10 protein-coding genes and 2 pseudogenes are annotated in these 10,805 nt (G+C 72.8%); 9 read left to right on the forward strand and 3 right to left on the reverse strand.

Annotation, left to right across the window (positions count from 1 at the left end):
- Nucleotides 1-53: 53 nt before the first annotated feature.
- Nucleotides 54-443: pseudogene (locus H5J33_RS12140) on the forward strand (serine/threonine protein kinase); the annotation flags it as partial.
- A 17-nt stretch (nt 444-460) separates the two neighbouring features.
- On the opposite strand, the gene H5J33_RS12145 reads toward H5J33_RS12140, so the two are convergent.
- On the reverse strand, nt 461-1,213 hold the full coding sequence (locus tag H5J33_RS12145; protein ID WP_181794914.1) for an SLATT domain-containing protein: 753 nt from the start codon (nt 1,211-1,213) through the stop codon (nt 461-463).
- Between the two features lie 271 nt (nt 1,214-1,484).
- On the opposite strand from H5J33_RS12145, the gene H5J33_RS12150 reads away from it, so the two are divergent.
- The 7 genes from H5J33_RS12150 (at nt 1,485) to H5J33_RS12180 (ending at nt 7,901) form a co-directional block, all read left to right on the forward strand.
- On the forward strand, nt 1,485-1,826 hold the full coding sequence (locus H5J33_RS12150; RefSeq protein WP_181794921.1) for a YbaB/EbfC family nucleoid-associated protein: 342 nt from the start codon (nt 1,485-1,487) through the stop codon (nt 1,824-1,826).
- Nucleotides 1,827-1,908: 82 nt separating this feature from the next.
- On the forward strand, nt 1,909-2,508 hold the full coding sequence (gene recR, locus H5J33_RS12155) for a recombination mediator RecR (RefSeq protein WP_030790916.1): 600 nt from the start codon (nt 1,909-1,911) through the stop codon (nt 2,506-2,508).
- Nucleotides 2,501-3,163: a DUF5063 domain-containing protein gene (locus H5J33_RS12160; RefSeq protein WP_181794915.1), complete on the forward strand. Its 663-nt coding sequence runs from the start codon at nt 2,501-2,503 to the stop codon at nt 3,161-3,163. The genes recR and H5J33_RS12160 overlap by 8 nt, the downstream gene beginning before the upstream one ends.
- Nucleotides 3,164-3,329: 166 nt before the next feature.
- Entirely contained in the window at nt 3,330-4,601 is a 1,272-nt protein-coding gene (locus H5J33_RS12165; protein WP_181794916.1) for an aspartate kinase, read from the forward strand.
- 16 nt (nt 4,602-4,617) lie between these two features.
- Nucleotides 4,618-5,682, forward strand: a complete 1,065-nt coding sequence (locus H5J33_RS12170; protein WP_181794917.1) for an aspartate-semialdehyde dehydrogenase — start codon at nt 4,618-4,620, stop codon at nt 5,680-5,682.
- Nucleotides 5,683-5,994: 312 nt separating this feature from the next.
- Nucleotides 5,995-6,675: a SigE family RNA polymerase sigma factor gene (locus H5J33_RS12175; RefSeq protein ID WP_181794918.1), complete on the forward strand. Its 681-nt coding sequence runs from the start codon at nt 5,995-5,997 to the stop codon at nt 6,673-6,675.
- A gap of 113 nt (nt 6,676-6,788) precedes the next feature.
- Nucleotides 6,789-7,901 (forward strand): hypothetical protein, encoded by a 1,113-nt coding sequence (locus H5J33_RS12180; RefSeq protein WP_181794919.1) that lies wholly within the window; start codon nt 6,789-6,791, stop codon nt 7,899-7,901.
- Between the two features lie 115 nt (nt 7,902-8,016).
- Here H5J33_RS12180 and H5J33_RS12185 read toward each other — a convergent pair whose 3' ends face one another.
- Both H5J33_RS12185 and H5J33_RS12190 read right to left on the reverse strand, forming a co-directional pair.
- Nucleotides 8,017-8,808, reverse strand: coding sequence for an SURF1 family protein (locus H5J33_RS12185; protein WP_181794920.1), 792 nt, complete (start codon nt 8,806-8,808; stop codon nt 8,017-8,019).
- A gap of 43 nt (nt 8,809-8,851) precedes the next feature.
- Nucleotides 8,852-9,631, reverse strand: coding sequence for a bifunctional 2-polyprenyl-6-hydroxyphenol methylase/3-demethylubiquinol 3-O-methyltransferase UbiG (locus H5J33_RS12190; protein ID WP_181794922.1), 780 nt, complete (start codon nt 9,629-9,631; stop codon nt 8,852-8,854).
- Nucleotides 9,632-9,827: 196 nt separating this feature from the next.
- Here H5J33_RS12190 and H5J33_RS12195 point away from each other — a divergent pair.
- Nucleotides 9,828-10,805 (forward strand): annotated as a pseudogene (locus tag H5J33_RS12195) (S9 family peptidase); the annotation flags it as partial.

A 10,805-nucleotide genomic window follows, 5' to 3' on the forward strand; every position in this document is an offset into this window, starting at 1 on the left:
CAGCCAGGTCATCGGGTCGTCCAGCGCGCCGTACATCAACTCGCTGAAGGGCGCCCGCCCCGACCGGCTCGGGCACGCCGGCCGCCGGGGCGATACCCGACGCCTACCTGGGCACCTGGCGGACCGCCATCACCAGCGAGAGCGGCACGGGCACCCGCGAGCTGACCATCCGGCAGGGCAAGGTGGGGGACACCGTGCTGACCCTGGTCGCGGACGGGCCGGCCGAGGGCGGCGGGAGGTACCACTGCGTCTTCGAGGCCGAGCTGACCGGAGCACCCGGCGGAGCGGGGCCGCTCGAGATCGGGCCGTCCACCGTCACCACCGGGGAACCGGCCTCCTCCTGCACCCCGGGCGAGGCCACGGAGATCACCCTGCTCCCGGACGGCAGGCTGGAGCGGGCCAAGGCGAGCGGCGGGGAGAGCCTGACGTACAGCAAGCGGTGAGACGGCCCCGGCGGCCGTCAGCGGGGTTCCGGGGGGCGCTGTCTCGGCATGTTCGGGCGGCTGCCGTTCGCCGGGGGCAGCGGGAAACGCGATCCGCCCGCGGTGCCCGCCTCCTGCCGTGGCACCGTGGCCGACGCCGTCTGGATGCCCAGCGGGGCCGGGCCCGTGCGGAACTGCACCATCCAGTCGGTGGTCTCGGTGCGCACCAGCTCCGCGATGTCCTCGCAGAAGCGCCGCAGCACCGCCAGGCACCGTTCGGCCGCCTCGCTCGCCGTGCCCTCGGCGGGGCCCAGCACCTCCCGCACGCTCTCCGACGCCCAGTCGAACTGCAGGGTCTGGAGCCGCCGCTGCACCGCCTGGGCCGTGGCCACGTCCCGCATCCAGCCGGACGTGCACCCGAAGAACCGGTCGACACCGACGCCGGCGCCCGCGAGCAGCAGTGCCAGACAGCCCCACGGCGCCACCCCGGCGGTCACCCCGGTGAGGTCCAGCAGCGGCAGCGCGGCGCCGGCCACCGCCCCGGCGGCCGCCGTGATCCGCAGCACGCGCGCCCCGCGCCGCTTCCAGAGCCGGTCGCGCAGATACCAGTCGGCCGTCTCCAGCCCCCGGCGCTCCACCCAGCGGTACAGCTCGTCCAGCCGCTCGGCGGGTTCGCCCCAGTCGCCGAGCGGGAACGTCCGCCCGGTCAGATCGCCCGGCCGCAGCCCGGCCGCACCCTCGCCCCGCCCGTCCTGAGGCGGACCCTCGGGCTGCATCTCCGGCTGACCCACCCGGCACTCCCTACTGATCACGACCGGTCGCGTTGCGTGACATTCCATGCCGACGCGCGGCCACCTTCCTACCGCCCAACGGATGACGGAGAGGGAGGTTTCCCCGTTTTTCCGCCCGGAAGAGGGCCTTGATCAGGTATAGGACAGCCGCCTTTCTCACCCGAAAGAGTGGCAGGGCAGTGACCGCGTGGACCACGTAGGCTCATTGACGACCGAGAAAAACGTCGGAGACGACGACGCGGAAGACGCGGAAGACGGCGAGGAGCTGATCGTGATCCCCGGTGGCCAGCCCAACATGCAGCAGTTGCTCCAGCAGGCCCAGAAGATGCAGCAGGACCTGGCGCGCGCGCAGGAGGAACTGGCGAACACCGAGGTCGACGGGCAGGCGGGCGGCGGCCTGGTGAAGGCCACCGTGACCGGCGCCGGCGAGCTGCGCGCGGTGGAGATCGACCCGAAGGCGGTGGACCCGGAGGACACCGAGACCCTCGCCGACCTGATCGTGGCGGCCGTCCAGGCGGCCAACCAGAACGCGCAGACGCTCCAGCAGCAGAAGCTCGGCCCGCTGGCCCAGGGGCTGGGCGGCGGCAGCGGCATCCCGGGTCTGCCGTTCTGACCTGCTCCGGGCCACCGCCTTCCGGGCGGAGGCGGGAGCCGACTACCGTACGTACTGACAGGTCTCCAGGAAGGGCAGTCCGTTGTACGAAGGCGTGGTCCAGGACCTCATCGACGAGCTGGGGCGGCTGCCCGGCGTCGGTCCCAAGAGCGCGCAGCGGATCGCCTTCCACATCCTGCAGGCGGAGCCGGCCGACGTGAAGCGGCTCGCGCACGCGCTGATGGAGGTCAAGGCGAAGGTCCGCTTCTGCGCGACCTGCGGCAACGTGGCGCAGGAGGAGCTGTGCGGCATCTGCCGCGACCCGCGCCGCGACCCCGCCGTCATCTGTGTGGTGGAGGAGCCCAAGGACGTCGTCGCGATCGAGCGCACCCGCGAGTTCCGGGGCCGCTACCACGTGCTCGGCGGCGCGATCAGCCCCATCGAGGGCGTCGGACCCGACGACCTGCGTATACGGGAACTTCTCGCGCGGTTGGCCGACGGGACGGTCACGGAGCTGATCCTGGCGACGGACCCGAATCTGGAAGGCGAGGCGACGGCCACGTACCTCGCCCGCATGATCAAGCCCATGGGCCTGAAGGTCACCCGCCTGGCCAGCGGCCTCCCGGTGGGTGGCGACCTGGAGTACGCGGACGAGGTGACCCTCGGCCGCGCCTTCGAGGGGAGACGATTGCTGGATGTCTGACGCCACGCTGCATGCCACGACGCAGGACCCGGACGACTTCGCGGTGCAGATCGCGGACCAGGTGGAGAGCTTCCTGGTGGCCGTCACCGAGGTGGCCAGGGGGGACGAGCCGGGCTCGGCGGTCCCCTTCCTCCTCCTGGAGGTCTCCCAGCTGCTCCTCGCCGGCGGCCGGCTGGGCGCCCACGAGGACTTCGTCCCCGACGAGCGCTACGAGCCCGACCCGGGCCCCGAGCCGGACGTGGACGGGCTGCGCGAGAACTTCGCCCGGCTGCTGGACCCGGTCGACGTCTACTCCGAGGTCTTCGACCCGTACGAGCCCCGCAAGGCGCCCGTGCCGGCCCGTATCTCCGACGACCTCGCCGACATCATCACCGACCTCAGGCACGGCATGGCCCACTACCGCGCGGGCCGCGCCACCGAGGCGCTGTGGTGGTGGCAGTTCTCGTACTTCTCCAACTGGGGGGCGACGGCCTCGGCGGTGCTGCGCGCCCTGCAGTCCGTCCTCATCCACGTCCGGCTGAACCAGCCCCTGGAGGAGCTGGACGGCCTGGACACCGACCAGGCCGACATCGGCGACGAGACGCTGGAGTTCGAGGCCGGCCGGGTCATGGCCGAGGAGATCGGCGCGCCGCTGGGCATCCGGCCGGCGAAGTAGCGGCCGGCCCGGCCGTCTGTGAGCCGGGGCACTTTCGGAGTGGTGCGCGGCCCGCTGGGCAGGGTCGGACCTGGGCGGACGATGTCTCACCATGCGGGAGCAGGTGGGTGGAATTCGGACGCTCGATAGACTGAGCCGACATAAACGAACCGAGCGAGGAGCGCACGTGGGCCTTGTCGTGCAGAAGTACGGAGGCTCCTCCGTAGCCGATGCCGAGGGCATCAAGCGCGTCGCCAAGCGGATCGTGGAAGCGAAGAAGAACGGCAACCAGGTTGTCGTCGTCGTTTCCGCGATGGGCGACACGACGGACGAGCTGATCGATCTCGCCGAGCAGGTGTCTCCGATGCCTGCCGGGCGGGAGTTCGACATGCTGCTGACCGCCGGAGAGCGGATCTCCATGGCCCTGCTGGCGATGGCGATCAAAAACCTGGGCCACGAGGCCCAGTCGTTCACCGGCAGCCAGGCGGGCGTGATCACCGACTCGGTCCACAACAAAGCCCGGATCATCGACGTCACGCCGGGCCGGATCCGCACCGCGCTGGACGAGGGCAACATCGCGATCGTCGCCGGGTTCCAGGGCGTCAGCCAGGACAAGAAGGACATCACCACGCTCGGGCGCGGTGGGTCCGACACGACGGCCGTGGCGCTGGCCGCCGCGCTCGACGCCGAGGTCTGCGAGATCTACACCGACGTCGACGGCGTGTTCACCGCCGACCCGCGGGTGGTGAAGAAGGCCCGGAAGATCGACTGGATCTCCTTCGAGGACATGCTGGAGCTGGCCTCGTCCGGGTCCAAGGTGCTGCTCCACCGCTGTGTGGAGTACGCCCGTCGTTACAACATCCCGATCCATGTCCGGTCCTCGTTCAGCGGACTGCAGGGCACGTGGGTCAGCAGTGAGCCGATTGGGGACAAGAAGGTGGAGCAGGCCATCATCTCCGGTGTCGCGCACGACACCTCCGAGGCCAAGATCACGGTCGTCGGTGTGCCGGACAAGCCGGGTGAGGCCGCCGCGATCTTCCGGACCATCGCCGATGCCGAGGTCAACATCGACATGGTCGTGCAGAACGTGTCCGCCGCCTCCACGGGGCTGACGGACATCTCCTTCACCCTGCCGAAGACCGAGGGCCGCAAGGCCATCGACGCGCTGGAGAAGAACCGCCCCGGCATCGGCTTCGACTCGCTGCGCTACGACGACCAGATCGGCAAGATCTCCCTGGTCGGCGCAGGTATGAAGACCAACCCGGGCGTCACCGCCGCGTTCTTCGAGGCGCTGAGCAACGCGGGTGTGAACATCGAGCTGATCTCGACCTCCGAGATCCGCATCTCGGTCGTCACGCGCGCCGACGATGTGCCCGAGGCGGTCCGCGCCGTGCACACCGCCTTCGGGCTCGACTCCGACTCCGACGAGGCAGTCGTCTACGGAGGCACCGGCCGATGAGCCGGGGTACGGCCCGATGACCGGCAGGCCGACGCTCGCGGTCGTGGGAGCGACCGGGGCCGTCGGCACGGTCATGCTCCGGATCCTGTCCGAGCGCGCGGACGTCTGGGGCGAGATCCGGCTGCTCGCCTCTCCGCGCTCGGCCGGCCGCAAGCTGACCGTGCGTGGGGCCGAGGTCGAGGTGACGGCCCTGACGGAGGACGCCTTCGACGGGGTCGACATCGCGCTGTTCGGCGTGCCCGAGGAGGTCGCCGCCGCCTGGGCGCCGGTCGCCGCCGCGCGCGGCGCGGTCGTCGTCGACACCTCCGGCGCCTTCCGGGCCGACGCGGACGTGCCGCTCGTGGTGCCCGAGGTCAACCCGCACGCGCTGCGCTCCCGCCCGCGCGGCATCGTCGCGAGCCCCGGCAGCGCCACCCTGACGATGATCGTCGCGCTGGGCGCGCTGCACGCCGAGTACGGCCTGCGCGAGCTGGTGGTGTCGTCGTACGAGGCGGCGAGCGGGGCCGGGAGGGCGGGGGCGGACACCCTGCGGACCCAGCTGGCCCTGGTGGCCGGGACCGAGCTGGGCACGCAGCCGGGGGACCTCAGGCGGGCCGTCGGGGACGCCACCGGGCCGTTCCCGGAGCCGGTCGCGCTGAACGTCGTGCCGTGGGCCGGGCCGCCGCGGGCGGACGGCTGGTCGGCGCGGGAGCTGGCGGTGCGCGAGGAGTCCCGCAAGGTCCTCGGCCTGGCCGCGCTGCCGGTCGCCGTGACCTGTGTCCAGGTGCCGGTGGTCACCACGCACTCGCTGACCGTGCACGCCCGCTTCCAGCGCGAGGTCGCCGTCGACGGCGCCCGGGAGATCCTCGCGACCGCGCCGGGCGTGGTGCTGTGCGACGACCCGGCCGCCGGCGAGTTCCCCACCCCGGCCGACGTGGTGGGCACCGATCCGACCTGGGTGGGGCGGCTGCGCCGGGCCCTGGACGACCCGGCCGCGCTGGAGTTCTTCGTGTGCGGCGACAACCTGCGCAAGGGTGCCGCCCTGAACTGTGTGCAGATCGCGGAACTGCTCGCCGGGCCGGCCGGATGTGACGCTTTGTAGGATCCGCGTAAGAAATGTGGCCGGGAGCATGGTCCAATCCACTTGAACCGTCCCTCTTGGCAGCAGAGGATTTCTCTCCCCGCCTTCCGCAACCGTACGGAGGGCGGGGAGCGTCTTTGCGGTCACCCTTGCGGGGCCTGGGGGCGTGATGATCCTGGCGTGGGGACGCCGTGATCGGGGCGTGGGGACGCCCGTTCAAATGGGACATAAGGGAAGAGCGGGACGCATGACGGCACTTGAGGCACGGCCGGTTGTCGCACATGTGACGCCCGGCACGTACAACCCCCGAGGGGGGAGGCGTGTCCAACTGGCGTGGCAGAGGTACTCGAACTCAGTGTGGCCCCCGGCGGCGCGGCCCTGCGGCCGCGTCCGGCGCTGCGGCCCCGCACGTCCGGCGGCATGCCGGTGATCGCGCCCATGCCCGCAGCGCGGCCCGCCCGCATACCCAGTCAGCGTGACGGCGCCGAGGAGACTCCGGGCGCCGCGACGGCCGAGGCCGCCGGGACCACCGTCGACCACCTCACCGAGACCTACCGGGCGCACTACCGCTCGCTGCTGGGTCTCGCCGCGCTCCTCCTCGACGACACCGCCTCCTGCGAGGACGTCGTCCAGGAGGCATTCATCCGCGTCCACTCGGCCCGCAGACGCGTCCGCGACCCCGAGAAGACCCTCGCCTACCTGCGGCAGACGGTCGTGAACCTCTCCCGGTCCACGCTGCGCCGCCGCATCCTCGGCCTGAAGCTGCTCTCCAAGCCGATGCCCGACATGGCGAGCGCGGAGGAGGGTGCCTACGACCAGCTGGAGCGCCGGGACCTCATCAAGGCGATGAAGAACCTCCAGCGCCGCCAGCGCGAGGTGCTCGTGCTGCGGTACTTCGCGGACATGACCGAGGCCCAGGTCGCCGAGACGCTCGGCATATCCCTCGGCTCGGTGAAGGCGTACGGCTCGCGGGGCATCGCCGCGCTGCGGGTGGCCATGAGGACACCGGCATGAGCGACCACGCCGAAGGGGGCGACTCCCATGAACGTCACGAGCCCTACGCCTGGCACGAGCCGACACGCCGCCACGGGCAACCGCACACGCCAACGCACGCTGGGAACGGAACTGTGAACCACGGCCCCGACGGCACGGGCCCCGTAAGGCCCGGACCGGTCACCGACTCACCGGACGGTCTCCACGGACCCGACGCGGACGAGCCGGACCTGCGCCGCCTGCTGCACTCGGCGGTGGAGGACATCGAGCCGCGCGGGGACACCCTGGAGCACCTGCGCAGGGCGATCCCCGCCCGCCGCGCCCGCAAGCGCCAGGCGGTGGTCGGCATGGCGGCGGCGGCCCTGTTCGTCGGCACCGCGATCCCCGCCCTGGTGCACGTCTCCAACTCCGGCGGCGCGGACCCCAACACCGCCATGGCCGGCCAGACCTCCCAGGCCCAGGGCGGCACCGGCCAGGGCAAGGACAAGGGCACCGCCGGCAAGGACGGCGGGAAGGACACCGGGAGCGCGACGGCCAAGCCCGGCAAGGAGCCCGACAAGGGCGCCGGGAAGGACCGGAAGGACGGCCACCCCGCGGGCACCCCCGGTGGCGCCGGGCCCTCCGCCAGCGCGTCCGCCGGCATCCCGCCGTGCTCGCCGGGCCGGCTGGGCTCCGCGAGCGGCACCGTGAACGCCCCCGACTCCGCGGGCGTGGTCTCCGGCACCTTCCGCGTCGTCAACGTCTCCGGTACGGCCTGTACGGTGTCCGGCCCGGGCAGCGTCGTCACCGCCGCCCAGGGCGCGGCCGACCCGGCCAAGGTCGTCGCCGTACGGCACACCGCGGGCGACCAGGCGGCGACGCCCCTGCCCGACCCCTCCCTGGAGGTCACCTCGCTGGTCCTCCAGCCCGGAGCGGCCTACGAGGAGAAGTTCGCCTTCGTCCCCTCCGAGACCTGCCCCGTCACCGGCGGCGACAGCACCGACGGCGGCTCCGGCACGGGCGGTCCGTCACCGGACCCGTCGCCGAGCCAGGACGCGGGTGCCACCGGCGGTTCGACCGACACCGGCACCGGTACCGGCGCCGTGTCCCCGGGCGCCACGGCACAGCTGGTCACCGAGGGCGGCACGGCCGAGGGCAGTGTCGCGGTCACCCACACGGCGCAGGACGGCGCACCGTCGGCGACCGCGGTGGTACCGGGGGCGTGCGCGGGCACGGTGTACTACACGGGGCTGCTGGCGGGCCAGTAGGCGGTGCGGCCTGGTCGTGGGCCGTGGGTCCGCCCCGGCGGGCGGTGCGTTGGCGGTGTCGGGCGGTGCGTGTGTGCTGTCGGCGGTGCGTGCTGCCGGCCGGCGCCGGCCCGGGTCAGGCGCTCGGGACCGGCGTCCGCTCCGGGTCCTCCGGGACCAGGCCCAGCGCCGCGTCCCGCTGGAACTCCAGCTCCCGCCGCAGCAGCCGGAACCACATGAACACCACGAAGCCCGCGAACACGAACCACTCGCCGGTGTAACCGAGGTTCTGGAACGCCTTCAGGTCCAGCCCCGTACCGCTCGGCGCGCTCGCGGGCACGGCCTTCATCCCGGCGTCGCCCTTGTCCAGCGTCACCCACGCGTCGTACAGCCGGTACGGCACCAGGTTGACCAGCGACGCCGAGCTGATCGCCGCCGTCTGCCCGGCCGGCAGCCCGCCCTGCGCGGCGACCCCGTTGTCCCCCGGGGTCTCGGAGGCCTGGAGCGCGCCGGTGACGGTGACCTCGCCGGCGGGCGGGGCGGGAGCCTTCGCGGGGTCCGCGGTGCCCGGCAGCCAGCCCCGCACCACGGGCAGCGCCTTGCCGGAGTCGGTGCGCAGCAGGGTGAGGACGTAGAAGCCGCGCTTGCCGTCCAGCTCCCGGCCGGGCACCAGCAGCTGCTTGCCGTAGTGTCCGCCGGCCGTGACCCGCCGGCCCGAGGTGCTCTTGTCGACCGGCAGCATGGAGGCCAGCGGGCGGGCGGCCTCGGCGCGGTCGGACGTGGCCTGCTCGGTCGCGGCGCGGTGGTCCTGCACCCGCCCCTCGAACCGGCTCAGCTGCCAGGACCCCATGAAGACGCAGAACGGGATGGCGAGCAGCACGAAGACGTTGATGCCCCACCAGCGGGGTGTCAGCAGAAACCGGTACACGCCCTCCACGGTACGGCTCCCGCACCGGTGCCCGGGCCCCGGGTCAGCTCTTGCTCGCCTTCAGGGAGTAGATCAGCGGGATGCGCGGATGGCCCGCGGGGAAGCGGTGGTAGCCGTCGCGTACCTCGAAGTTCGCGAAGCGCGGGAAGAGCGAGACGTCGTGCTCGTGCAGGAACTCCACGCGCAGCCCGGTGGCGGCGAGCGCGGAGACGACGTCCCCGAGGGTGTGCTGCCACTCCACGCTGCGGTTGTGGACGGTGGCGGCGTCCGGGTCGGCGTAGGTGCCCGGTTCGTCCCACACCTGCGCGTCCCGGGCGAAGTAGTCCCGCACGATCCGGGTGCCGGTCTCGTCGTCCAGGGAGTCGGTGAGCGGGTGGAACTCGGCGAGGTACAGGAAGCCGCCCGGTGCGACCAGGGAGGCCGCCGTCCTGGCCCAGCGCCGGATGTCCGGCAGCCAGCACAGGGCGCCGAGCCCGGTGTAGACGATGTCGTACGACGGCTCGGGCACGGTCTCGGCCGCGTCGTACACGTCACCGGCGACGAAGGCGGCCCGCTCGGGGCCGTAGCCGAGGTCGGCCGCGAGGGCGCGGGCCGCCTCCACCGCGGGCGCGGAGAAGTCCAGGCCGACGACGCGGGCGGCGCCCCGGTGGGCCCAGGAGAGGGTGTCGGTGCCGATGTGGCACTGCAGGTGCAGGAGCGTCTTGCCGGTGACGTCGCCGACCTCCGCCGTCTCGAAGTCGCGCAGGTCGTCGCGGCGGGTGCGGAAGCCGTCGAGGTCGTAGAAGGAACTGGCGACATGGAGGGGCACGCGCTCGTCCCACATGGCCCGGTTGTCCTCGCGCCAGCCGTCGGGGACACGGCCTTCCGGGCTCGACGGAGAGGAACCTCCGTCGCCGGACGCGTCGGATATGGGCGAGGAGGTGACGGAAACGCTCATGCCCGGAAGTTATCCACAGGCTGCGCACACCCGCCACCCAATTGTCGGCGCGGCCAGGCAGTATGGGCGCATGACTGGGGCCATGAGTGAGAGCAGGACGCCGGACACACCGGACATGCCGGACTGGGAGCAGCGTTTCAGGGCGCCGCGGGTCTCGCTGCCCGACTGGGCGGAGGACGCGCCGGACCGCGCGCTGTTCGTGTCGAACGCGACGGGGACGTACGAGCTGTACGCGTGGGACCGCGCGACGGGCGAGCGGCGGCAGGTGACGGACCGGCCGAACGGCACGACGGACGGCGTGCTCTCCCCGGACGGCGCGTGGATCTGGTGGTTCGACGACAAGGACGGCGACGAGTTCGGCATCTGGCGCCGCCAGCCCTTCACGGGCGGCCCGGACGAGCCGGCCGTGCCCGGCCTGGCCCCGTCCTACCCGGCCGGCCTGGCCCTGTCCCGCGACGGCCGCACGGCGGTCGTGGGCCGCTCCACGGACGACGACGGCACGACGATCCACCTGGCGCGCGAGGGCGCGGAAACGGTGGAGATCTACCGGCACCGCGAGTCGGCGGGCGTCGGCGACCTCTCGCACGACGGCTCGCTGATCGCGATCGAGCACACCGAGCACGGCGACGCCATGCACGCGGCCCTGCGGGTGCTGCGCCCGGACGGCACGACGGTCGCCGAGCTGGACGACACCAAGGGCGGTGTCGAGGAGCTGGGCCTGGAGGTGCTGGGCTTCGCCCCGGTCGACGGCGACACCCGGCTGCTCGTCGGCCATCAGCGCCGGGGCCGCTGGGAGCCGATGGTGTGGGACGTGGCGACGGGCGAGGAGACGGACCTGGCGCTGGACCTGCCGGGCGACCTCGGCGCCGAGTGGTATCCGGACGGCTCGGCCCTGCTCGTCGTGCACGGCTTCGAGGCCCGCAGCGAGCTGTTCCGGTACGACCTGGAGTCCCGCGGGCTGACCCGCATCCCGACCCCGCCCGGCACGGTCTCCGGTGCGACGGCCCGCCCCGACGGCAGCGTGGAGTACCTGTGGTCGTCGGCCGCCGAGCCCCCGGCG

Source organism: Streptomyces sp. WELS2 (assembly GCF_013870595.1).
Classification (GTDB): Bacteria; Actinomycetota; Actinomycetes; order Streptomycetales; family Streptomycetaceae; genus Streptomyces.

Excerpts from the sequence above, each read along its gene's own strand:
- H5J33_RS12190 (WP_181794922.1), bottom strand. The coding sequence starts at position 9,631 with ATGTGGGACGAGCGCGTGCCCCTCCATGTCGCCAGTTCCTTCTACGAC.
- H5J33_RS12170 (WP_181794917.1), top strand. The coding sequence starts at position 4,618 with ATGACCGGCAGGCCGACGCTCGCGGTCGTGGGAGCGACCGGGGCCGTC.
- H5J33_RS12160 (WP_181794915.1), top strand. The coding sequence starts at position 2,501 with ATGTCTGACGCCACGCTGCATGCCACGACGCAGGACCCGGACGACTTC.